Below are 24,293 nucleotides of genomic sequence, written 5' to 3'. Positions count from 1 at the left end.
TCCTTGAGGGAATCTTGTGCGGGGGCCGGGATCAGGCCTTGGCAGGGGTCGGGCGACCGATGCGGTCAAGCGGCAGCACATAGGTGATCACGATGAACAGGAACACCCACAGGCCGGCGGTGCCGATGATGCCGAGCAGGCCTTCGGGGCCGAGCGGCAGCTGGTAGCTGTAGTAGCCGGCGCCGGTCTTGGGCACTTCCTGGCCGCCGATGAAGATGGCCCAGCGGATCATCCAGGCGGAGTGCAGCGCCAGCAGGGCCAGCAGCAGGCTGCTGTTGGGGCGCTTCCAGCCCAGCCACCAGGTGATGGCAGTGACGACTACGGCCCAGGCGGCGGCCATCTGCCAGTTGTTGGAGCCGCCCACTTCGGCCAGCGCCTCGGCGTGGATCGGGGAGATGCCGCTCAGGCCCAGCGCCAGCCAGACGCCGCCCAGCAGCAGAGAGGCCAACTGCATCCAGGCCACGGTGTGCGCGAGGCGGCGGTTGATGGCGGCATCGTCACGGCTGGGGCCGAAGCGGTTGAACAGCAGCGTCAGGCCGGCCGCGCCGCCGAGCGAGGTGATGACGAACTGCAGCGGCAGCAGCGGCGTATGCCAGAGCGGACGGGCACGCACCACCATCACTTCCACACCGGTGTACAGGGCCACCAGCACGGCGCCGATCAGCGCCAGCGCAGCGGCCATCAGCAGCGGGCCGCGGCTTTCGTGCCCGCCCAGGGCGATCCAGCGCGCCACGGTGGCAAAGCGGCCGTTTTCGTCGGCATGCTGCTGCAGCAGCGGACGGAAGGCCAGCCAGGCGTACAGGATCAGACCGGTGAGATAGACCGGAATGAAGAAGGAACCCCAGGACATCCAGGACTTGGGCGAGAAGTAGGCATAGAAGTGCCAGAAGCGGCCCGGCTGGTGCAGGTCGGCCAGCAGCGCCACCGGGGCGCTCAGGCCGCACACCAGCGCGGCCAGCAGGGCCAGGCGCGAGATCACCTCCCAGCCCGGCTTGCGCAGCGCCACGCCCGGAAGCGACAGCAGGAAGGCGCCATAGGACAAGCCGATCAGGAAGAAGTACTGCACGGCCCAGGGCAGCCAGGCCACTTCGCGTGCGACGTTGATGGTTTCGACAATCGTGCTCATGGGGTTCTCCTTGTCAGCCGTGGGTGGCGCGCGGTTTCCACAGCGTGCCCTGGCCTTCGACCTTGCCGGTGAAGCGCTCGTCCAGCCCGATGTAGTACACCTGCGGCTTGGTGCCCTGCTCGGGCTTGAGCACCTTCAGCTTGTCCTTGTTGGCATCGAGCTGCTGGCGCAGCACGCCATTGGGATCGTTCAGGTCACCGAAAATACGGGCGCCACCGACGCAGGTTTCCACGCAGGCGGGCAGCAGGCCGGCTTCCACGCGGTGGGCGCAGAAGGTGCACTTGTCGGCCTTGTTGGTTTCGTGGTTGATGAAGCGTGCGTCATACGGGCAGGCCTGCACGCAGTAGGCACAGCCCACGCAGCGCTCGTTGTTGACCACCACGATGCCGTCGGCGCGCTTGTAGGTGGCACTGACCGGGCAGACCGGCACGCAGGGCGGCTCGTCGCAGTGGTTGCACAGGCGCGGCAGCACATAGGTGCCGGCCGGCTGCACCGAATCCTTCACCTTCACGCTGTAGGTGGAGACCACGGTGCGAAAACTGCCTTCGGGCACCACGTTCTCCTGGATGCAGGAGACGGTGCAGGCCTGGCAGCCAATGCACTTGCGCACATCCACCAGCATGCCCCAGTGGTGCTTGCTGGTTTCTGCCATGGCGGAGGTGGGCACGGTGGCCGCAGCCGCAGTGATGACGGGAATGCCGCGCAGGAAATTGCGGCGCGAGGCCGAGGGGGCTGCGCCGCCTGCGGGGGTGGGGGATGGGGAATGTTTCATGGGCATCTTGCTCCTGCGGATTCATCCGATGCCTTTGACTGTAATAACCCTACTATTCGTGCGCCATTGGCGGGATCGTTGATCGGAATAGATGCTTTTCCCTATGCCGCTGCCTGCTTGTACCGACTGCCCCGCGGCAGGGTGGCGGCCTAGAATGGGGCCATGAGGATGGTTGCTGGACTGTGGCGGCGGTGTCGGGCGGGAGCGTTTGCGCTGGCCTGCCTGCTGGGCGTGGCTGCTTCGTCGGCACAGGGTGCGCCCGATGCGCCATCCGCCCCCGCCAGTGCGGCCACTGCTGCCGCCAGGCCCGCCGCTTCTGCTCCCGAAGTACGCATCGGCGTGCTCGCCTTCATGCGCGATGACAGCATCACCATGGACTGGCGCCCGCTGCTGCAGCACCTGCAGGACACCCTGCCCGGCTACCGCTTCAGCCTGCAGTATCTGGACCACAACGGCCTGAACCAGGCGGTCGAATCCGGCACCATCGCTTTCCTGATCACCAACCCCGGCCAGTACGTGGAGCTGGAATCGCGCCACGGCGTAACACGCCTGCTCACGCTGGACCACGGCATGCAGGAAGGCAGCGCCAGCGGAGCGGCCTTCGGTTCGACCGTGATCGCCCTGCGCGATCGCGCCGACCTGCAGCAGTTGCAGGACCTGCGCAACCAGCGCCTGGCGGTGGTCGGCCAGGAAGCCTTTGCCGGCTACCAGATTCTGTGGGGTGAGATGGCACGCATCGGCATGGACCCGGCGGTGGACACTGCACGCCTGATCCGCACCGGCCTGCCCATGGAGCAGGTGGTGCAGGCCGTGCTGGACGGCAAAGCCGATGCCGGCGTGATCCGCACCTGCCTGCTGGAAGCGCATCCGCAGTGGCAGCAGCAACTGCGCGTGGTGGCGCCGGTGCAGTTGCCGGGCTTTCCGTGTGCGAGCTCTACCCGCCTCTACCCCAACTGGCCAGTGGCCAGCCTGCGCGGCACCTCGCCGGAACTGGCCAAGCAACTCACCGCCTCGCTGCTGGGCATGACGGTGGCGGCCGACCAGATGAGCTGGTCGGTGCCGGCCGATTACCAGTCGGTGCACGAACTTTTCCGCACGCTGGAAATCGGGCCCTACGCCTACCTGCGCGAGCCCACCCTGATGGTGCTGGCGCAGCGCTACTGGCCCTGGGTGGCCGGGCTGGCGCTGCTGATCGTGCTGTGGATCGTCTATACCGTGCATGTGGAGCACCAGGTGCGTGCACGCACGGCGGCGCTGCAGCAGGCGCTGGATGCGCGCGATGCGCTTGAAGACAAGGCACGCCAGGCCAAGGAACAGGCCGACCACATGGCGCGGCTGTCGGTGCTGGGGGAACTCTCGAGCACGCTGGCGCACGAGCTGAACCAGCCACTGGCCGCCATCGGCAACTATGCGCGCAGCCTGCTACGCCGCGCCAACCAGCAACGCCTCACGGACGATGCCGTGCGCACCGCCGCCGGCGAAGTCGCCACCCAGGCCGACCGCGCGGCCGACATCGTCACCCGCATCCGCAGCTTCTCGCGCAAACGCAGCGCGCAAAGCGGCCCAGTCTCGCCGGTGCGCCTGGCCGAAGATGCCGTGGCCCTGTTCCGCGGCATGATGGTGCATGCGCCCACCGTGCTGGTACACAACCGCGTGCCGGACGATGTGCTGGTGGATGCCGACGCCCTGCAGATCCAGCAGGTGCTGCTCAACCTGCTGAAAAACGGACTGGACGCCACGCGCCAGCTGGAGCCGGAACACCAGACGCTGCAAATCGCGCTGGATGCCGACGCCCGACAGGTGCAACTGGCCGTGCAGGACGACGGCGAACCGCTGCCGCCGGATGCGCTGCACAGCCTGTTCCAGCCCTTCTACACCACCAAGCCCGACGGCCTCGGCCTGGGCCTGGCCATCTGCCGCACCATTGCCGAGGCGCATGGCGGCCGGCTCGATGCGCGCGCGGGCGACCACGGCCGCGGCCTGCGCTTCACGCTGACGCTGCCGCGCTACCTTCCCCCCTTCCCCACCTGCTGAGGCCCCTGCCCATGACCCAGCCTGATCTCTGGCATCTGCACGTCGTCGACGACGATGCCGCCTTCCGCCGCTCCCTGCTGTTCCTGCTCGAATCCATGGGCTGGGAAGTGACCGGCCATGCCTCGGGGCCGGAGTTTCTGGCCGCCTGCCCCGAGCCGGACGAACGCATCGGCTGCCTGCTGCTGGACATCCGCATGCCGCAGATGAGCGGGCTGGAACTGCAGCGAACACTGGGCGAGCGCGGCTGGACCACGCCGGTGGTGTTCATCACCGGGCACGGCGACGTGGAACTGGCCGTGCAGGCGATGAAACAGGGAGCGTTTGATTTTCTGGAAAAGCCGTTCAAGGACCAGCGGCTGCTCGACGTGGTGAGCGCGGCGCTGCGCCAGCATGAGGCCACGCTGCAGCGCGACAGCCGCACGCGCGAGGCGCATGAAGCGCTGGCGCGCCTGTCACCGCGTGAGGCGGAAGTGGCGCTGCTGGTGGCGCGCGGGCTGCCGAACAAGCTGGTGGCCAGGGAACTGGATATCAGCGAGAAGACCGTGCATATCCATCGGCAGCATGTGATGGAGAAGCTGGGGATCGGCAGCGCGGCGGAATTGGCGCGGGTGGTGTTGCGGGCGGATCCGGGGGCGTTGGATTGATTCCCGCCCCTTGCATTTGCGGCGAATAAGGCGCTTATTCTCCGCATGAATTGCGGAGAATCGCAGGGTTAAGTTGCTGCGGCATAGAAGAACCCAGCTATCAGGAAGAGCAAGAACGCTACAGCTTGCGCGGCGGCGAACAATCCTTGCCAGTTCAGGCTTTTAACTGTAGAAGTTCAGAAAACTCCTGCAGGATCGTCTTGTGGAAGCGCTCGCAGATACCGTTGGTCTGTGGGTGATTGGCCTTGGTCTTGCTGTGCTCGATGTCGTTGATCGCCAGGTACAACTGATAGTCATGCGTCTCGGCCTTGCCACTTCTTGCGCTCCAGTGCGGCCACCTGGGCTTCTGTCAGCACGGCCCCTGTTTGTGCCACTTGCGCCTCCAGTTGTGCGAGCCGCTGCTTGAAGCTGGCCAGGTTGTGTCGCAACCAGATCGATCGCACCCCTGAGCCAGAGACGAAGATGCCACGCTGGCGCAGCTCATTGCTGGCACGCAGTTGGCCGTGGGCAGGTTGCTCCAGGGCATAGGCAATCACAGCAGCCTCTACGGCCTCTTCGACGCGGTTCTTGGGATTGGGTTTGCGCCGGTTGCTGTCCAGCAGCGCTTGCACGCCGCCTTGTTCGTGCGCGTCACGGTAGCGATAGAAGGTATCGCGCGAGACGCCCATGACACGACATGCGCGCGGCGTCTTTCACGCGGCCGAAGAGTCTTGAGAGCCAAGTCATTTGGTCTATGACGTCTAACACCTGAATTAAGCCGCGCCGCGAAGCGGCGTCGGCTTGAATGAATTGTTATGCCCCACGCAGTGTACGCGCCAAATCATTGACTGCCGCCTGTACGACAAGCCAAGAGATGCTGCAAGTGTCTGCGTCCGGAGAGGCGCGGGTGACAAGCTGCTCATACGGGTGAATCAGGTTGCGGAAGTCACGCAGTGCATGAGAGAACTTTTTGACGTCAAGGCCGAGCCAGTTAAGGTGGTGGGCGACGTCAATCATGCTCGACAGCGACCACTGATGAAACGGCAATACTTTGCCCTCTTTGTCACGAGGAGCAGCAGCGCAAGTGTTTGCGTCTCGTGGGAAACGCTGGCAGACGCCAAGTAGCAAGCCCTCAAGGAGACTGCCCATGACAATGTTCGCCGCAAGGAAGGCTTTAGCGTCAACGCATCGTTGAGCCTCAGACCATCTATCGGCGAGGAGTTGGCCAATGCCTGGTTCCAGCCGCAATGCCAAGAAATCAGGCGGAGGGAGTGGCTTAAGCTCCGCCTCTGGTGCTTCCGGATCAAAGGAAACCGTGATGCGCTCGAAGTATGGCTCTACGCCTTTTAGCCGTACAGCAAAGCCCTCGATGTATAGGGCTTCATTGAGCAGCTTGAGCGCAATACCGGTCTTGGCTTTGTCTCCCTGATACTCCTTGGGCGAGGCGAGTCGCTTGATGACTCCCGCGAGCTCCTCACGAGAGCAGGCACGCAGTGCATCTAGAACCCAACGCTGCCGGGTTGAACCGTCATGGACAAAGCGAGGGACGCCAGCACGCTCAAAGAATGCGGTGAGGTAAGAGCTTGAGCGGTAGACCGGGTACTGCTCCCCGTTGCCGCAGATGAACTCAGCAATCTTGTCTAACGTGCTGTCATCCACGACAGATTCTCATGTGGGGCATAACACCTGAATTAAGCCGCGCCGCGAAGCGGCGTCGGCTTGTATGAATTGTTAGGCGCGTCTCTTAGTAGCATCCGTACTGATTGCAGGTCTTGTTGTAGTAGTTGCCGTTGCTATCAGTGCCTGAGTAGTTGGTGCTGTTGCCGATCTTGCGAACCTGTCCAGAATACGAGTTGCCATTTGAATCGTAGCCGGATTGGTAGGTGGTATTGCCGATTCGTTGCGAGTTCGAGCTCCAAGAATTGCCGTCTGCGTCGTTGCCTGTTGTATAGGAATTGTTTCCGATGCGCTGCGTGGATTGGTTCCACGATGATCCAGTTTGCGAGTTATACCCGTTTGTGTAACTGGAATTGCCGATCTTCTGAGTGGTGTAGGTGCTACCGTCAGCGGTGGTGCATGTGCGGTAGCTGGACGTTCCGTAGCACTGCTGAGCAAAAGCGGTCGTGCAGAACCCGTATGAAAGCAACGCAGCCAACGAAAGTGCATTTTTCATGATAAATCCCCCTTTGGTGAGTTACAGAACGATGATACACCTGCAAGCGCCTAACGTTTGAGGTAAGCGGTGCCCGAGCACCACAGGTGCGCAAGGAACCCAAAGGTAACGCATACAATTTGCGAAGCAAATGCGTTGCTTTTGGGCATCCGCTTGACCGATGGGTTAGGTTGCACTGCACTACCTAGACGTTGGACGGAGGTTCCAAAGGCTGTGTAACGTTTGCGCGAGCATATTACTACTGCTATCGTCTTTGACTGATAGCTTTGTGAGGTAGTAGAGCGCATGCGCTTTTTCTGCGTCGACAGTTACAGCGCTGAGAGGTATGCTATCGACATCCGTTGTCAAAGAGGTTGCAAGAACGAGGTTCCATAAAGGTGCGGGAACGTGAGGTCGGAGTTTCTCTAATAACTCAATGCATTCATCTTGTGAGATGGCTCTATGTTGAGTTGTCAATGTTTTAAGATCGTTCTGCTCAACGCCAGAAGCGGCTACAACTTCGCCCCACTTGTTTCCTAGCTCCTGAGCTAATGAATTGCAGAAAATCTGCGAAAAATTTGAGCTGAAGGGATCTTTATATAGTTGGTCCCGAAGTCGCCGCCACCTCCTGACCACGAATCTATATGAGGCCACCCAGGGTAATGAAAGAACGAGATGCACATATGACCAGCGGATTTCCTCCTTGTATCGGTGGTCGAGAACCTTTTTGCAAGACTGAAACCAAGATTCCACAGTAGAGGCAAGAGCGGTACTAATCGGTGCGTAGGTTCGTGGTGGAGGGGCTTGGTCAGAATTTGAAATATCTGTAAGGTAGTCTGAAACTACGGTCAGAACCATTCTGAATTCATATGCACGAAGGCATTGATCTTCCTGTCGCAGGGACGCCAAGATAACCAGTAAATTGTCCAAGCGCCCCAACAATGCCTGCACTTCTTTGGATAGGTCATTTCGTTGATCGGGGGTAAGGCTTATATGTCCAGCAATATGCTCCCCAGACCTCATTCGCAGTCTGAGTAGATCCATTAAGTTCTCGGTGTTTCCATATAGGAAGTGAGAGAAAAGCGATTCGAGTTCGCGTCTCTCAAAGGCCACTCTTAAGCTAGCGTTGATCTCTGCAACTCCACCAGACTTCAATTGAAGCACCAGTACTTCGCGCAAAAACTGTACTATAAAGAAAGAGGATGCAAAGCTTGTCGTTCTCCTTGACTGCCGGACGAGATAGTAGGAGATTAGCTTTACACCAACAATGAGCAAAAGCACGTCCAAAACCAGACCAGACGCCTCAACGAAGAGTCCTTCGCGGTACTCTTTCGTGTGCGCATAGACCCAGAGCTCAGAGAAGAAATTCACAGGAAGCATGGTGGATTTGTGCAACCTAACGTTCAGTATGCATCTCCACGGTGCATACTTCAAAAATTTTGGTGTATAGCAGTCATATCTCCCTATAAACCCAACGCCGATCAACAACCTAGCATCAGATATGACCCTATTGACAGTGTATAGCACTTTAGTTGCCCATCAGGCGCTAGAAGCATGCTCTCGGCAAGCGGCGGCTAATGCTCGCAAATAGTTGCAAAGCGCTGCTGGCTTAGCCTGCATCCCGAGCCAGCACCGGCCTCAGAGCCTCTCCCGTATGGCTCCCACAAGCCACCACCTCCTCCGGCGTCCCAGCCACCACCAGCCTCCCCCCGCCAGTCCCCCCTTCCGGCCCCAGGTCCAGAATCCAGTCCGCCTCCGCAATCACATCCAGATCGTGCTCGATCACGACCACGCTGTGCCCGCCATCCACCAGCCGGTGCAGCACGCGGATCAGCTTTTCCACATCGCTCATGTGCAGCCCCACCGTGGGCTCGTCCAGCACATACAGCGTATGCGGCGTTTTCTGTCCGCGCCGCGTCACGTCGTCGCGCACCTTGGTCAGTTCGGTCACCAGCTTGATGCGCTGCGCCTCGCCGCCGCTCAGCGTGGGTGAGGGCTGGCCCAGCGTCAGATAGCCCAGCCCCACATCCTGCAGCAGCTTGAGCGGATGCGCGATGGACGGCATGCTGGCGAAGAATTGCACCGCCTCGTCCACCTCCATCTGCAGCACGTCGCCGATGCTCTTGCCGCGCCAGGTCACGGCCAGGGTTTGCGGGTTGAAGCGCGCGCCGTGGCAGACTTCGCACGGCACTTTCACGTCCGGCAGAAAATTCATCTCGATGGTGCGCATGCCCTGCCCTTCGCAGGCCGGGCAGCGCCCCTCGCCGGTGTTGAAGCTGAAGCGCCCCGGGCCAAAGCCGCGCGCACGCGCCTCCAGCGTGTCGGCATATAGCTTGCGCACCGTGTCCCAAAAGCCGATATAAGTAGCCGGGCAGGAGCGTGGCGTTTTCCCGATCGGGGTCTGGTCCACTTCCAGCACGCGCGCAATCGCTTCATAGCCCAGCACGCCGCTGCAGCCGGACCAGGCCGGACGTTCGCCCCGCGCATCGGCCTCGCGCCCCGCCTTGGTGGAGCGCTGCAACACAATGGCTTCGACATTGCTCAGCAGCACATCGCGCGCCAGCGTGGATTTGCCCGAGCCGCTCACGCCCGTCACGGCCACCAGCCGGTGCAGCGGCACCTGCACGTCCAGATTCTGCAGGTTGTGCAGGGTGGCACCGGTTACGCTCAGCCACTCCAGCGCCGGCTGCTGCTCCGCGTCCGCGCTTTCGCCCCGCACCGGCCGGCGCGTGCCGCGCATCGGGTGGCGCATGGCCTCGCGCAGATAGCGCCCAGTCACCGAATCGGCATCCGCCTCAATGTCAGCCACCGTGCCCTCGGCCACCACGGTGCCGCCGCGCACGCCCGCGCCCGGCCCAATGTCAATCACATGGTCGGCGCGGCGGATGGTGTCTTCGTCGTGCTCCACCACCAGCAGCGTGTTGCCCTTGTCGCTCAGGTCCTGCAGCGCGTTGATCAGGATGTGGTTGTCGCGCGGGTGCAGGCCGATGGTCGGTTCGTCCAGCACGTAGCACACGCCCTGCAGATTGCTGCCCAGTTGCGCCGCCAGCCGGATGCGCTGCGCCTCGCCGCCGCTCAGCGTGGGCGCGCCGCGGTCCAGCGTGAGGTAGCCCAGGCCCACCTGCTGCAGAAAGGCCAGGCGGCTGCGGATTTCGGGCACGATGTCGCGCGCGATGTCGGCCTCGCGGCCGCTGAAGGCCAGCCCATCCACCCAGGCCGCCACATCGGCCACGCTCAGCGCCGCCACGTCAGCAATGCCGATGCCGTGCAGGCGCACATGGCGCGCGATCGGGTTCAGGCGCGTGCCGTGGCAGGTGGGGCACGGCTGGTCGCCCACGCCTTCCACTTCCGGCTCGGCAAAGGTCTGCTCGCGGCCCTTGTTGTCCTTGTCGGCCACGGAATCGTCCAGCGCCTTGCGCTGTTCCTTGCTCAGCTTCACGCCGGTGCCGACGCAATCCGGACACCAGCCATGTTTGCTGTTGTAGCTGAACAGGCGCGGATCGAGTTCCTCGTAGCTGGTGCTGCATACCGGGCAGGCGCGCAGCGTGGAATACACCTGCACGCGGCCAATGCCGGCGCCGGTGCCGCCATCGGCCATGGCTTCGGCCAGGCCGGCGAGTTCGCTCATCACGTGCACCACGCCCTTGCCATGGCGCAGCGCATCGCGCACGCCTTCGCGCAGCAGCAGCTCGTTTTCGGGCGTCACGTCCAGGCTCAGCACCGGCAGCGCGATGTCGTGTTCCTTGAAGCGGTCCAGCCGCGGAAAGCCCGTGGTCGGCAGAAATTCGCCATCCACGCGCAGATGCGTATGGCCGCGCGGGCGCGCCCAGTCGGCAAGCTCGGTGTAGACGCCCTTGCGCCCGCTCACCAGTGGCGCCAGCAGGCCGATGTGCTCGCCACGATGTTCGCGCAGGATTTGCGCCACGATGCGATCGGCAGTCTGCGGCTGCACCGGCGCATCGTCGTGCACGCAGTGCTGCACGCCCAGCTTCACGTACAGCAGGCGCAGGAAGTGCCACACCTCGGTGGTGGTTCCCACCGTGCTCTTGCGCCCGCCACGGCTCAGGCGCTGCTCGATCGCGACCGTGGGCGGAATGCCATACACCGCGTCCACCTCGGGGCGGCCGGCCGGCTGCACCATGCTGCGGGCGTAGGCATTCAGGCTTTCCAGATAGCGCCGCTGGCCTTCGTTGAAGATGATGTCGAACGCCAGTGTGGATTTGCCCGAGCCGCTCACGCCGGTGATGACGTTGAACTTGCCGCGCGGGATCTGCACGGAGAGGTTCTTGAGGTTGTGTTCGTGGGCGTGGACGACTTCGATGGCGTTGCTGCGGCGCTGGGGGGTGGCTAGCGTGGGGGCCGGGCGGCCTGGGGCCATGGATCCGACAGCATTTGCTGCAGATCCATACGCTGCCAGCGGTTCCTGCACACGCAATGCAGCACTGGATCCTTTTGCCGCGTCAGCGCCCTCTTCACCGGCACCTGGCACTTGTTGGAGCGACCCAGCGGCTTCACCCCAGCCCATCGCCACATCGTATTCCCGCAACGCCGCGCCGGTATGGCTGGCCGGATTCTGCCGCACCTGCTCCGGCGTACCCTCGGCCACGATGCGGCCGCCGCCGTCGCCGCCTTCCGGCCCGAGGTCGATCAGCCAGTCGCTGGCGCGGATCACGTCGAGGTTGTGCTCGATCACCACCAGCGAATGCCCGGCATCCAGCAACTGACGGAAGGCGCGCATCAGCTTGGCGATGTCGTCAAAATGCAGGCCGGTGGTCGGCTCGTCGAACAGGAATAGCGTGCCTTTGCGCGCCAGACTCTGCCGGCTCTTGGCGGCAGACTTGGCCGCGTCGGCGAGGAAGCCCGCCAGCTTCAGGCGCTGCGCCTCGCCCCCGCTCAGCGTGGGCACGGGCTGGCCCAGCTTCACGTAATCCAGGCCCACATCAACGATGGGCTTGAGTGCGCGCAGTACCTCGCGGTCGGCGGCAAACAGCAGCACCGCCTCATTCACCGTCAGCTCCAGCACATCGGCCACGTTGAGCGTGCGGCCGCCGCGCTCGATGTTCACCTCCAGCACCTCGGGGCGATAGCGCTTGCCGTCGCAGTCCTGGCAGCGCAAATAGACGTCACTCAGGAACTGCATTTCCACATGCTCGAAGCCGCTGCCGCCGCAGGTCGGGCAGCGCCCGTCGCCGCTGTTGAAGCTGAACTTGCTGGCCGTGTAGCCGCGCTCCTGCGACAGAGGCGCGGTGGCAAACTGCTGACGGATCGCGTCCCAAGCGCCCACGTAGCTCACCGGGTTGGAGCGCGCCGTCTTGCCGATGGGCGACTGGTCCACGAACACCACATCGGCCAGATGGTCGGCACCCAGCAGACGGTCGTGTGCGCCAGGCGATTCGGTGGCCTTGCCGAATTGGCGCAGCAGTGCCGGCGCCAGCACATCCTGAATCAGCGTGGACTTGCCGGAGCCGCTCACCCCGGTCACGCACACCAGGCGCTGCAGCGGGATTTCCAGCGAGACGTTCTTCAGATTGTTGGCGCGCACGCCTTCCAGCAGCAGGCGCGGCGTGTTGGCTTCCACCGCGCGCGGCTGCCAGCGCTGCGGGTCGATCACCTGACGGCGGCCGCCTAGGTACTCGCCGGTGACCGTGTCGGCGCGCTTGAGCGCTTCGGTCGGGCCGTCGAACACGATGGCACCGCCGCGCTCGCCGGGGCCGGGGCCCATGTCGATCATGCGGTCGGCCGCCCACATCACGGCCGGGTCGTGCTCCACCACCACCAGCGTGTTGCCGGCATCGCGCAGGCGCAGCATGGCCTCGGTGATGCGGTGCATGTCGCGCGGGTGCAGGCCGATGCTGGGCTCGTCCAGCACGAACAGCGTGTTCACCAGCGAGGTGCCCAGCGCCGTGGTCAGGTTGATGCGCTGCACCTCGCCGCCGCTCAAGGTGCGGCTCTGGCGGTCCAGTGTGAGATAGCCGATGCCCACATCGCACAGATAGCGCAGGCGGTTGTTGATTTCCTCGAACAGCAGCTTGCGGGCCTGGGTGTCGGCGGCGTCGGTCTGGGTGGCCGGCTGGCGGTCGTCCTGCCCCAGGCGGGCGAAGAAATCGCGCAGGCGGTCGAGCGGCAGCAACATCAGGTCATGCAGAGACAGACCCGGCAAGGAGGCAAGAGTTTCCCGATCCCAATCAACTCCCTTAGGCATGAATCGATCAGAAGGAGAAAGTACCGCATCGGCATCCGCCTTGCTGCCCACGCGCCAGAGCAGGCTCTCGGTCTTGAGGCGCGCGCCGCCGCAGGACGGGCATTCGGTGTAGCTGCGGTACTTGGACAGCAGCACCCGGATATGCATCTTGTAGGCCTTGCTCTCCAGGTAATCGAAGAAGCGCTGGATGCCGTACCACTGCTTGTTCCACTGTCCCTTCCAGCCCGGCGCGCCGTCGATCACCCAACGCTGCTGCGCCTCGGTCAGCTTGTTCCAGGGCGTGTCGCGCGGAATGCCGGCCGTTTCGGCGTGGCGCATCAGGTCATCCTGCGCTTCGCTCCAGGCCGGCGTCTGGATCGGCTTGATGGCGCCCTGGCGCAGCGTGAGTTTTTCGTCGGGAATCACCAGACCCCAGTCCACCCCGATCACGCGACCGAAGCCGCGGCAGACCTCGCACGCGCCCACGGCCGAGTTGAAGGAGAACATGGACGGAATCGGCGCGCTGTAGCTGATGCCGCTTTCGGGGCAATGCAGGCTACTGGAGTAGCTCCAGATGTCGGGGGCGGCTTCCTCGCCGGAAGGTGCCAGCGCATACACCGAAAGATGCCCCGCGCCATGCTTGAGCACCACTTCCAGCGCCTCGATCACGCGGGCACGCTCCACCTTGTCGATGCGGAAGCGGTCGGCCACCACGTCGAGCACCTTGCGCCCGCCTTCCGTGCGCTCGGCTTGAACGCGCGTGAAGCCGGAGGCGGACAGCCATTGCTCGACTTCTTCCGCCGTCGTGCTGGCGGGGAGTTCGACAGGGAATGTGACGACCAGACGCGGACTTTCCGCCCCACTCCGCCGCAGCAAATCCGCATAAATCGAATCCGGATTGTCCTGCCGCACCGGCAGCCCCGTCACCCGGTCGTGCAGGTGCGCAAAGCGTGCGAAGAACAGCTTCAGGTGATCGTTCAGCTCCGTCATGGTGCCAACGGTCGAGCGCGAGGTGCGCACCGGGTTGGTCTGGTCGATCGCAATCGCCGGCGGCACGCCTTCCACCTTGTCCACGGCGGGCTTGTCCATGCGGTCCAGAAACTGGCGTGCGTAGGCGCTGAAGGTTTCCACATAGCGCCGCTGGCCCTCGGCATACAGCGTGTCGAACACCAGGCTGGACTTGCCCGAACCGCTCGGCCCGGTCACCACCGTCAGCTCGCCGGTGCGGATATCCAGATCCAGATTGCGCAGGTTGTTCTGGCGCGCGCCGCGGATGCGGATCAGGCTGGCCAGATAGGCGCCCTCGCCCTGGCCACTGGCGGCGTCGGTGGAGGATTGCGGATCGGTAGTGGAGGAACGGTCAGACATGCGGTACCTTGCAGATAGGGGCCGGAAGATTGTAGAAGTTGCCAGCCGATCGCGCACTGGCAATAACGGCATTTGCGGGCGGGCTATTGGGCACGCCGCGCTCACGGTGGCGCAGGAATGGCGCACACTGCACCGGCATGCTCGCGATCGCGCCGTGGTCCTACAGCAAGGGGCCCGCGCTTGCCGCATCCTCTGCTGGAAAAGGAGATTGCCATGACCCAAATCGCCGTCATCGTCGGCAGCCTGCGCCGCGATTCCTACAACCGCCGCCTGGCCCAGGCGCTGGAAAAACTCGCACCGCACGACTTCCAGTTCCAGTACCTCGACATCAGCCAGCTGCCGCTCTACAACCAGGATGACGACAAGCAGCAGGCCGAAGTGGTGCTGCAATTCAAGCAGGCCATCAGCGACTCACAAGCGCTGCTGTTCGTCACGCCCGAATACAACCGTTCGGTCCCCGGCGTGCTGAAGAACGCGCTGGATCACGCATCGCGCCCCTACGGCAAGAACGTCTGGGCCGGCAAGCCGGCGGGTGTGCTGGGGGCCTCCATCGGCGCCATCGGCACGGCGCTGGCGCAGCAGCACCTGCGCAACATCCTGGCCTATCTGGATGCGCCCACGCTGGGGCAGCCCGAAGTGTTCCTCAAGGTGGATGACAAGTTCTTTGCGGAAGACGGCAGCGTGGCCAATGAGGGCTCGCGCAAGTTCCTGCAGGGCTGGATGGATGCCTATGCCGCCTGGGTGAAGAAGCACGCGGCCTGACCCCTTGCCCACTCACTGGCGCAGCAGCACCGGGGCCATCGACAGCAGCAATGCGGCTGCCATGCTCCAGTTGAACGCCTGCAACCGGGCAGGCTGCTGCAGCCAATGGCGCAAATGCTGGCCGGCAATCGCCCATACCGAGATGCACGGCAGATTGGTCACGCCAAACACCAGCGCGACCAGGGCAACGGCCGCAACGCCCTGCCCCGGAGGCAGATAGGCCGAGAGCAGGCCGAGCGCCATCATCCACATCTTGGGATTGACCCACTGGAAGGCTGCCGCGCCCAAGAACCCGAGCGGGCGGGCCAGCGCTTCTGCCGAAGATGCGCCCTGCGCATGGCCGGGTGGTTGCTGTGCAGCCCCGCCCGGCACAAGCGCTTCCTGCTCCAGGGCCTCCTGCGGTGCAGGCGCGCGCGTCATCTGCCAGGCCAGCCAGAGCAGATACGCCATGCCGCCCCACTGCACACCCTGCTGCAACAGCGGATGGCGCTGAAACAGCTCCAGCAGACCGAGGCCGGTCAGCACGATCATCACCGCACCGCCAACCGAGATGCCGAGCATATGCGGCAGGCTGCGCTGCGCGCCAAACCGCACGCCGGAACTGAGCAGCATCAGGTTGTTGGGCCCCGGCGTGATGGACATCACCACGATGTAGGGAACGATGGACAGCGTGAGCGTGAGGACGTCGAGAGACATGGCAAGACCTTTGCAGAAACCGGTGGCGGGGCATCCGCCATCCAGGAAACGTCTCTGCATTACATCGCCCAAATCCAGTACAGATACGATACAGTTCTTGAAACACTGCTGCCTTCTGTACTGGAAGCAATAGCGACACACCTTGGCGAGCGACAACATGACACCCGAGCCTGCTCCCCTTTCGCGCACGGACCCTGCCCCGCTGTCGGAGCAACTGGCCCGGCTTTTCGCCAGCCGCATCGACGCCGGCCTGATGGCGGCGGGCACGCGCCTGCCGTCCATCCGCCACTGCGCCAGCCGCTATGCCGTCAGCCCCCATACCGTGGTCGCGGCCTACGACCAGTTGCTGGCGCAGGGCCTGATCCGTTCGGAGCGCAACCGGGGCTTCTTTGTACGGGAGCGCAACGCACTGACTCCCGCCGCCAGCGCCGCTACGGCAGACCGCACTCCGCTCGCCTTTCCCAACGACATCGGCAGCCTGATCCGCACCATGTTTCCCGCCGGGGTGCGCAACCAGGTGAAGGACTCCATGGACGCCAGCCGCCCTTCGCCCGCCTCCGGTGTGCTGCCGGCAAGCTGGCTGGATGAAGGGCTGCTGATCAAGGCGCTGCGCCGCGCCGTGGCGCAGGACAACAGCTCCAGCGGAGCGCTGTATGGCACGGCCCAGGGCGACCCCCTGCTGCGCGACATGCTGGCCCTGCATCTGGAATCGCTCGGCATAACAACCCCCTCCGCGCAGATCATCACCACCAGCGGCGCCACCCATGCGCTGGATGTGGTGGCGCGCACCCTGCTCAGCCCCGGCGACGCGGTGCTGGTGGACAGCCCCGGCTGGTCGGTCGAATTCGCACGGCTCACGCGCATGGGCGTGCGCCTGCTGCCCGTTCCGCGCGGCCCGCAAGGAGTGGATGTCGCCGCGCTGGAACAGCTCGCTGCCACCCATCGGCCCAAGGCATATACGACGGTTTCAGTGCTGCACAACCCCACCGGCCATTCGCTGAACCTGACGCAGGCGCACCATGTGCTGCAACTGGCGCAGCAGTACGATTTCTTCATCGTCGAAGACGACACCTACGCCGCGTTCGCCCCCGCCCACAGCCCGCGCTATGCCGCGCTCGATGGCCTCAAGCGCACCTTCTACGTGACCGGCTTTGCCAAGATCATCGCCCCCGGCTGGCGTGTGGGATGCATTGCCGCCCCGGCGGACTGGATCCCCGAACTGCTGGACACCAAGCTGATCGCCGGCCTCAACACCGTCACACCGACCGAACGGGCACTCAGCCTGTGCCTGCAGCATGGCTGGCTGCGCCGCCACACCGAAGCCGTGACCAGCCGGCTGGACGCCGCGCGCAGCCGCACCGTGCAGCTCGCCCTGCGCCATGGCGCCAGCTTCGCCGCGCCTCCTGCTGGGCTGTTCGGCTGGGTGGAAACCGGCGTCGATACCGAGCAACTGGCGCAGCGCCTGCTGGACCACGGCTGGCTGATTGCGCCCGGACACCTGTTCTATCCGGAGCGCTGCAGCAGCACGCGCATGCGGCTCAATTTCGCGGCAGGGCAGGATATGGCCTTCTGGCGGGCCTATCAGAGAGAGGTGCGCCTGTCAAAGGCAACGGCTGGCGGGTGAGACTTTCACACCGATAGCAGCTTCTCCCGCACCGCATCCGGCATGGGTGCCGCCTTGCGCGCCTGCTTGTCCACCAGCACCACGCCGACCTTGCCGCGCGCCACCTCGCGTTGCGTGGTCTTTTCGCGGATACGGAACACCACATCAAAGCCGTAGCGGCTCAAGTCGGCCGGCGCCATCTCGATCTGCAGCACATCGCCGTGGAAGCCTTCGGACAAGTATTGCGCACCCACGTCGCCCACTACCGTGCCCAGGCCGAGCACATCGCTCTCGTCATAGCCCAGCCAGCGGATGAAGCGCAGCCGCGCTTCGGACACCAGCGTGAGCAGCTGGGCGTTGTCGAGGTGGTTGCCGTGGTTGATGTGGCTGGTGTAGATCTGCAGTTCGGTGCAGAACGGGTAGTGGTCAAGAGCGTCGAATTTCAGGCGTGCCATGGGGATGTACTCGGTTCGTTTGACAGCACTATACGTCAGTCGCCAATGGCAATCGCCAGCTTGCCGAACTGTTCGTTGCGCTCCAGCACGTCCAGCCCTTCGTGGATCGCCTCCAGTGGCAGCACGCGGTCGATAAGGGGCCGCACCTTGCCTTGTGCACACCAGGCCAGCAAGTCCTGCAGCTCGCCCGGATTGCCCAGGGTGGAACCGATCACCTGCAGCTGACGGATGAACAGGCGGCGCAGGTCGGCACCAGGCTGGTCCCCGGTCGTGGCGCCGCAAGTGACGATGCGCCCGCCGCGCACCAGTGACTTAAGCGCCGTGCTCCAGACGGCCTCGCCCACGTTCTCGAACACCACGTCCACGCCACGTCCGCCGGTCAACTCCATCACGCGCTTCTGCACGTCCTCGCTGCTGCTGCAGATGCCGGCGTCGGCCCCCAGTTCCATGGCACGATCCACCTTGTGCTGCTCGCGCGAGGTGACGATCACGCGCGCACCGGCGGCCTTGGCCAGCTGCATGCCCGCCAGCGACACCCCGCCGCCAATGCCGAACACCAGCACCGTCTCCCAGGGCTTAAGCTGCGCCTTGGTAAACAGCATGCGCCAGGCCGTCAGGTAGTTCACCCCCAGCGCCGCAGCCTCGTCGAAGCCCAGTCCGTCCGGGATCGGAAACACGTTGCCCGTCGGCACGGAGATGTACTCGGCCAGCGTGCCATCGCAATGCTCGCCCAGCGTCTGCATGCTGGTGCACAGCACCGGTTCGCCATGCTGGCAGAACTCGCAGCGGCCACAGGTGATGCCGGAATACAGCACCACGCGCTGGCCCGGCTGCAGCAGCCGTTCCTGCGCATCCACTTCCTCGATCACGCCGGCGCCGTCCACCCCCATGATCAGCGGCAGCTGGTGGCGAATACCGGCACCGCTGTCGCGCATGTACAGGTCCACCCGGTTGAGCGTGGCCGCGCGCAGACGCACCAGCACCTCGCCGGGCTTGCGCTGCGGCATCGGGCGCTCGCCCACCTGCACCACCTCGTTGCCGCCGTGGCCCTTAAGAAAAACTGCCTTCATTCCCTGTCTCCTTGCATGCAACAGGGCTCCCCGGGAGCCCTGCCATGCATGCTCTCATGATGCCATGCCGGCGCCATGCGCCTCAGAACGCGGCAATGCCCGTCTGGGCGCGGCCGAGGATCAGCGCATGGATGTCGTGCGTGCCCTCGTAGGTGTTCACCACTTCCAGGTTCACCAGATGGCGCGCAATGCCGAATTCGTCGCTGATGCCGTTGCCGCCCAGCATGTCGCGTGCCATGCGCGCAATCTCCAGCGCCTTGCCGCAGTTGTTGCGCTTGAAGATGCTGGTGATTTCCACCGCGGCCGTGCCTTCGTCCTTCATCCGGCCCAGGCGCAGCACGCCCTGCAGGCCCAGCGTGATCTCGGTCTGCATGTCGGCCAGCTTCTTCTGGATCAGCTGGTTGGCCGCCAGCGGCTTGCCGAACTGCTTGCGGTCCATGGTGTACTGGCGCGCCGTGTGCCAGCAGGCTTCGGCCGCGCCCAGGGCGCCCCAGGCGATGCCGTAGCGCGCGCTGTTCAGACAGGTGAACGGGCCTTTCAGGCCACGCACTTCGGGGAAGGCGTTCTCTTCGGGCACGAACACTTCGTCCATCACGATCTCGCCGGTGATGCTGGCGCGCAGACCGACCTTGCCGTGGATGGCCGGAGCGCTCAGGCCCTTCCAGCCTTTCTCCAGCACAAAGCCGCGGATCGCGCCTTCATCGTCCTTGGCCCAGACCACGAACACATCAGCCACCGGCGAGTTGGTGATCCACATCTTGGAGCCGGTGAGGCTGTAGCCGCCATCGACTTTCTTGGCACGGGTGACCATGCTGCCGGGGTCGGAGCCGTGGTTGGGTTCGGTCAGGCCGAAGCAGCCGATCCATTCGCCGCTGGCGAGCTTGGGCAGGTATTTCTGCCTGGTGGCCTCGTTGCCGAACTCGTAGATGGGCACCATCACCAGCGAGGATTGCACGCTGGCCATGGAGCGGTAGCCGGAGTCGACGCGCTCGATTTCCCGGGCGATCAGGCCGTAGCAGACGTAGTTCAGGCCGGGGCCGCCGTATTGCTCGGGGATGGTGGGGCCGAGCAGGCCGAGTTCGCCCATCTCGCGGAAGATGGTCAGGTCGGTCTGCTCGTTGCGGAAGGCGTTGAGCACGCGCGGGGCGAGCTTGTCCTGGCAGTAGGCGGCAGCGGCGTCGCGCACCATGCGCTCGTCGTCGCTCAGCTGCTGGTCGAGCAGCAGCGGGTCATCCCATTGAAAAGTGGCTTTGTTCTGTGCCATGGTCAATTCCTTCGGTGTGTTTGTTCTGCGAATAAGCGTGAACGGCCAGCACCCGGAGGGCGTCTGGCCGCGGTGTTCATCCCCGTCCCATCAGCTCGCGGCCGATGATGATCTGCTGGATCTGGGTGGTGCCTTCGTACAGGCGCAGCAGGCGCACATCGCGGTAGAAGCGCTCCACCGGGAACTCGTTGATGTAGCCCGAGCCGCCATGCACCTGCACGCCGCGGTCGGCCACGCGGCCCACCATCTCGGTGCAGAACAGCTTGCAGCACGAGGCGCGCATGCTCACGTCCGGATCGCTGACGCTGGGCGAGGGCTTGGCGTCGTAGCGTTTGGCACAATCCTGCACCATGCTCCATCCGGCGTACAGCTCGGCCTGGCTGTCGGCCAGCATGGCCTGCACCAGCTGGAAGTCACCGATGCGCTTGCCGAACTGCTTGCGCTGCTGGGCATAGGCCACCGCCTCGTCCAGGATGCGCTGCGCCATGCCGCAGGCCACGGCCGAGATATGCAGGCGGCCACGGTCCAGCACCTTCATCGCGGTCTTGAAACCCTGGCCCGGCACGCCGCCGATGATGTTGGCGGCAGGCACGCGCACATTGTCCATGTTCACGTCGCAGGTCTTGGTGCCGCGCTGGCCCATCTTCTTGTCCGGCTTGCCCAGCGTCAGGCCCGGCAGATCGGCCGGCACGATGAAGGCACTGATGCCGCTGGCACCGGGGCCATCGCTGCGCGCCATCAGCGTGAAGGCGCCGGCGCGCGGGGCGTTGGTGATGAAGCGCTTGGTGCCGTTGAGCACATAGTGATCGCCATCGAGCTCGGCGCGGGTCTTGAGCGCCGCAGAGTCGGAGCCGGCATCCGGCTCGGTCAGCGCGAACGACATGATCAGCTCGCCCGTCGCCACCTTGGGCAGGATGGTCTGCTTCTGCTCCTCGGTGCCATCCATCAGGATGCCCTGCGAGCCGATGCCCACGTTGGTGCCGAACACCGAACGGAAGGCCAGCGCCGTGTGGCCGATCTCGTAGGCCACGCGGCATTCCTGCTCCATGGACAGGCCGATGCCGCCATAGGCTTCCGGAATGGACAGGCCGAACAGGCCCATGTCCTTCATGTCCTGCACGATGTCGGCGGGGACTTCGTCCTGCTCTTCCACCGCGTTCTCGGCCGGAATCAGGCGCTCGCGCACGAAGCGCTGCACCGAAGCCAGCAGCAAGTCGAAGGATTCGTTGTCAATTGCCATGGGATACTCCTCTTGTCTCTTGCCGGCCTCAAATCAGGCCGTCGCGCAGCATGTCGCGCAGGCGGAACTTCTGCACCTTGCCGGAGGGCGTGGCCGGCATCGATGCCACGATCACCAGCCGCTCGGGCATGTACTGCGGGGCCACACGCTGCTCGCGCAGGAACTGCACCATGGTGTCCATGTCGAACCGCGTGCCCTCGTTCAGCACCGCCACGGCGCAGGCACGTTCACCCAGGCGTTCGTCTGCATACGACACGATCGCCACCTGGGCCACGGCCGGATGCTTGTACAGCAGCGACTCGATCTCGAACACCGGAATGTTTTCGCCTCCGCGGATGATCACGTCCTTGCTGCGGCCGCTGATGCGGATGTAGCCATCCTTGTTCACACTGGCCATGTCGCCGGTCTCGAACCAGCCGTCGGCATCGGTCGCATTCAGATGCGGGCGCTTCAGGTAGCCCCCGAAGTTGGAGCAGCAGCGCACCAGTAGCTGGCCGACTTCGCCCACCGGCATGTCCTTGCCGTCGAAATCCACCACCTTCACCTGCACGCCCGGCAGCGCACGGCCATCCGTGGTCACCGAGAGGACATCGTCGTCCTCCGGGCAGGTGGTGGTGACGGCACCGTTTTCCGTCATGCCCCAGGCCGAGATGATCTTGGTGCCCAGCCCATTGCGCGCCTGCTCCACCAGCGGGCCCGGAATCGGAGCGCCGGCGCAGACAAAGGTTTTGAGGCTGGGCACGCTCTGGCCGGTTTCGATCACGGTGCGCGTCAGGTCTGTCAGGAACGGCGTTGACGCCATCGTGAAGCTGACCTTCTCGGCATTGATGATCTCGATCGCGCGCTTCGCTTCCCAGATGTCCTGCAGCACCACATGCGCCTGCAGCACGATGGGCATGACCAGACCGTACAGAAAGCCGGTCTGGTGCGCCATGGGCGATGCCATCAGCACCACGTCGTCGGCACCGAGGTGCATGCGCTCGGCGTAGGCCACGATATTGGAGACGAGCGTGTTGGCGCTGTGCTGCACGCCCTTGGGTTCGCCCGTGGTGCCGGAGGTGTAGAGGATCTGCGTCACATCGTCCGCACCGGGACGGTGCTGCGTCAGGATGGCCGCCGCATCAGGCTCGTTTTCCCATTCGGGGCCGGACAGCAGCGCGTCAAAACCGTGGCGCGCCTTGGAGCCGACCACCACCACGTGCTGCACGCTCGGCAGCTCGGGCCTGAGGTTCATCGCCATGCCCTCGTAGTCGAATCCCCGGAAAGTCTTGGGCACCACCAGCACCTTGGCCTCGGCATGGTTGACCATGAACTTGAGTTCGCGCTCGCGGAAGATATGCATCAGCGGATTGAGCACGGCGCCAATGCGCGAGCAGGCCAGGTACAGCAGCGAGAACTGCCACCAGTTGGGCAGCTGCATGGCCACCACGTCGCCCTTGCCCACGCCCAGGCGCGACAGGCCTACGGCAATGCGGTCGGTCATCTGCGTCAGTTCGCGGTAGGTAAAGCGGCGCGTTCCGTTCGCATCCAGGCTGATGGCCGTCAGGGCCAGCTTGTCGGGATGCTGCTCCACGCAATCCTGCAGATAGTCATTGATGGTGCGGTCGTGCCAGTAGCCATTGGCGATGCTCTCGGCACGGCGCCCCGGCAGCAATACGGCGTCGAATTCCATGGGTGTCTCCTGTAATTGTTTGTCTCGGGCGGATGGGCGTACTTCAGACCGGTACGGCAGCGCGGCCGGCCTTGGTGCGGGCGATGATGGTCTTCATGATCTGGGCGGTGCCGTCTCCGATCTGGAAGCCCAGCACGTCGCGCAGACGCTGCTCCATCACGCCGCGGTCGTAGCCGCCGTGTCCGAACATCAGCAGACACTGGTGGATCACGTCATAGGACAGCTTGGGCGCCCACCACTTGCACATGGCCGCCTCGGCGGTATGCGGCAGGTTGTGGTCCTTGCTCCAGAGCGTCTGCAGACAGAGCAGGCGCGCTGCCGCCACCTGCGTTTCGTAGTCGGCCAGCGGGTGCGACACGCCCTGGAAGGCCGACAGCGGCTTGCCGAAGGCTTCGCGTTCGGCCACGTATTCCCAGGTTTCCTCCAGCGCCACCTTGGCCACTGCCAGTACCTGCAGCCCGATCAGCGCGCGCGAGAAGTCGAAACCCTGCATCACCTGCACGAAGCCCTTGTTCTCGTCGCCCAGGCGGTGGTCCACCGGCACGCGCACGTTCTCGAAGAAGATCGAGCCGCGGCCGATGGCACGCTGGCCATGGCAATCGAAACGGTTGGTGGTCACGCCCGGCAGGTCCATGGGCACCAGCAGTGCTGTCACGCCATGGGCGGCCGAATCGACGCTGCCGGTACGGCCGAACACCACGGCGGCATCCGCCTGGTCGGCTGCGGAAATCGACGTCTTTTCGCCGTTGATCACATACTCGTCACCCACCCGCTCCACGCGCAGGCGCAGGTTGGCCGCGTCGGAGCCGCCACGCGGCTCGGTCAGGGCAATGGCGAACAGCGCATCGCCTTTGGTGAGGCGTTCCAGCCAGGGCTTGACCACTTCGGGCCGGCCATGCTGCGACAGGATCTGGCCATTGAGGGAAGCCAGCAGGTTGATGTAACTGATGCTCAGGTCGGCGCGGGCGATCTCCTCGTGGATCACGCCAGCGGCCAGGCACCCCATGCCCTGGCCGCCATAGGCCTCGGGCAACTCGGGAGCGATGAAGCCCAGCTCGCCCATCTCGCGCATCAGCGTGCGCTCCAGCACACGGGTATCGTCGCGCTCCAGAAAGCCGGGGGCGACGCGGTGGGTGGCAAAGCGGCGGGCGTGTTCCGCAATCGCCTGCAGGTCTTCATCGATGTAGGGATTCATGCTCTTGGGTCCTGATCGTTGGAGGTTCACCAGGGTGCAGCGACCCCGCACGGGCGCAAAAACCCGTGCAAGGCGGCAGC

At 64.3% G+C, this 24,293-nt stretch carries 16 protein-coding genes and 1 pseudogene; 4 read left to right on the top strand and 13 right to left on the bottom strand.

What is annotated here, in order from left to right:
• Positions 1 to 31: 31 nt before the first annotated feature.
• Both nrfD and dsrO read right to left on the bottom strand, forming a co-directional pair.
• Positions 32 to 1,126: an NrfD/PsrC family molybdoenzyme membrane anchor subunit gene (nrfD, locus tag BMW28_RS02790; protein WP_091813535.1), complete on the bottom strand. Its 1,095-nt coding sequence runs from the start codon at positions 1,124 to 1,126 to the stop codon at positions 32 to 34.
• Between the two features lie 13 nt (positions 1,127 to 1,139).
• The gene (gene dsrO / locus BMW28_RS02785; RefSeq protein ID WP_091813532.1) at positions 1,140 to 1,898 is read right to left on the bottom strand and encodes a sulfate reduction electron transfer complex DsrMKJOP subunit DsrO; all 759 of its coding nucleotides are present in this window, start codon (positions 1,896 to 1,898) and stop codon (positions 1,140 to 1,142) included.
• Positions 1,899 to 2,060: 162 nt separating this feature from the next.
• Here dsrO and BMW28_RS02780 point away from each other — a divergent pair, with 162 nt between their 5' ends.
• Positions 2,061 to 3,932, top strand: a complete 1,872-nt coding sequence (locus tag BMW28_RS02780; protein ID WP_200785705.1) for a sensor histidine kinase — start codon at positions 2,061 to 2,063, stop codon at positions 3,930 to 3,932.
• A gap of 11 nt (positions 3,933 to 3,943) precedes the next feature.
• Positions 3,944 to 4,576, top strand: coding sequence for a response regulator transcription factor (locus BMW28_RS02775; RefSeq protein WP_091813529.1), 633 nt, complete (start codon positions 3,944 to 3,946; stop codon positions 4,574 to 4,576).
• Between the two features lie 172 nt (positions 4,577 to 4,748).
• On the opposite strand, the pseudogene BMW28_RS02770 reads toward BMW28_RS02775, so the two are convergent.
• From BMW28_RS02770 to uvrA, 4 genes and pseudogenes are all read right to left on the bottom strand, one after another.
• Positions 4,749 to 5,259: pseudogene (locus BMW28_RS02770) on the bottom strand (helix-turn-helix domain-containing protein); the annotation flags it as partial.
• 109 nt (positions 5,260 to 5,368) lie between these two features.
• Positions 5,369 to 6,214 (bottom strand): hypothetical protein, encoded by an 846-nt coding sequence (locus BMW28_RS02765; protein ID WP_091813526.1) that lies wholly within the window; start codon positions 6,212 to 6,214, stop codon positions 5,369 to 5,371.
• Positions 6,215 to 6,299: 85 nt separating this feature from the next.
• Positions 6,300 to 6,728 (bottom strand): hypothetical protein, encoded by a 429-nt coding sequence (locus BMW28_RS02760; protein ID WP_200785704.1) that lies wholly within the window; start codon positions 6,726 to 6,728, stop codon positions 6,300 to 6,302.
• 1,588 nt (positions 6,729 to 8,316) lie between these two features.
• Positions 8,317 to 14,256, bottom strand: a complete 5,940-nt coding sequence (uvrA, locus tag BMW28_RS02755) for an excinuclease ABC subunit UvrA (protein ID WP_091813523.1) — start codon at positions 14,254 to 14,256, stop codon at positions 8,317 to 8,319.
• A gap of 207 nt (positions 14,257 to 14,463) precedes the next feature.
• Between uvrA and BMW28_RS02750 the strand changes: the two genes are divergently transcribed.
• Positions 14,464 to 15,018, top strand: coding sequence for an NADPH-dependent FMN reductase (locus tag BMW28_RS02750; protein WP_091815405.1), 555 nt, complete (start codon positions 14,464 to 14,466; stop codon positions 15,016 to 15,018).
• A gap of 12 nt (positions 15,019 to 15,030) precedes the next feature.
• Here BMW28_RS02750 and BMW28_RS02745 read toward each other — a convergent pair whose 3' ends face one another.
• The gene (locus tag BMW28_RS02745) at positions 15,031 to 15,714 is read right to left on the bottom strand and encodes a LysE family translocator (protein ID WP_091813520.1); all 684 of its coding nucleotides are present in this window, start codon (positions 15,712 to 15,714) and stop codon (positions 15,031 to 15,033) included.
• 157 nt (positions 15,715 to 15,871) lie between these two features.
• On the opposite strand from BMW28_RS02745, the gene BMW28_RS02740 reads away from it, so the two are divergent.
• Positions 15,872 to 17,338 (top strand): aminotransferase-like domain-containing protein, encoded by a 1,467-nt coding sequence (locus tag BMW28_RS02740; RefSeq protein ID WP_091815402.1) that lies wholly within the window; start codon positions 15,872 to 15,874, stop codon positions 17,336 to 17,338.
• Between the two features lie 5 nt (positions 17,339 to 17,343).
• Here BMW28_RS02740 and BMW28_RS02735 read toward each other — a convergent pair whose 3' ends face one another.
• From BMW28_RS02735 to aliB, 6 genes are all read right to left on the bottom strand, one after another.
• The gene (locus BMW28_RS02735) at positions 17,344 to 17,772 is read right to left on the bottom strand and encodes an acyl-CoA thioesterase (protein ID WP_091813517.1); all 429 of its coding nucleotides are present in this window, start codon (positions 17,770 to 17,772) and stop codon (positions 17,344 to 17,346) included.
• 35 nt (positions 17,773 to 17,807) lie between these two features.
• Complete coding sequence (locus BMW28_RS02730) at positions 17,808 to 18,842, bottom strand: zinc-binding dehydrogenase (RefSeq protein WP_091813514.1); 1,035 nt, start codon at positions 18,840 to 18,842, stop codon at positions 17,808 to 17,810.
• An 82-nt stretch (positions 18,843 to 18,924) separates the two neighbouring features.
• Positions 18,925 to 20,106, bottom strand: a complete 1,182-nt coding sequence (locus BMW28_RS02725; protein ID WP_091813511.1) for an acyl-CoA dehydrogenase — start codon at positions 20,104 to 20,106, stop codon at positions 18,925 to 18,927.
• Between the two features lie 76 nt (positions 20,107 to 20,182).
• Positions 20,183 to 21,346 (bottom strand): acyl-CoA dehydrogenase family protein, encoded by a 1,164-nt coding sequence (locus BMW28_RS02720; protein ID WP_091813507.1) that lies wholly within the window; start codon positions 21,344 to 21,346, stop codon positions 20,183 to 20,185.
• Between the two features lie 28 nt (positions 21,347 to 21,374).
• Entirely contained in the window at positions 21,375 to 23,018 is a 1,644-nt protein-coding gene (gene aliA / locus BMW28_RS02715) for a cyclohexanecarboxylate-CoA ligase (RefSeq protein ID WP_091813505.1), read from the bottom strand.
• Between the two features lie 43 nt (positions 23,019 to 23,061).
• Positions 23,062 to 24,213: a cyclohexanecarboxyl-CoA dehydrogenase gene (aliB, locus tag BMW28_RS02710; RefSeq protein ID WP_091813502.1), complete on the bottom strand. Its 1,152-nt coding sequence runs from the start codon at positions 24,211 to 24,213 to the stop codon at positions 23,062 to 23,064.
• Positions 24,214 to 24,293 lie beyond the last annotated feature (80 nt).

This window comes from Allobrachymonas denitrificans DSM 15123 (assembly GCF_900110225.1).
Classification (GTDB): domain Bacteria; phylum Pseudomonadota; class Gammaproteobacteria; order Burkholderiales; family Burkholderiaceae_C; genus Brachymonas; species Brachymonas denitrificans.
The sequence above is the reverse complement of the archived record's forward strand: the minus strand, read 5'-3'. Positions and strand labels throughout refer to the sequence as shown.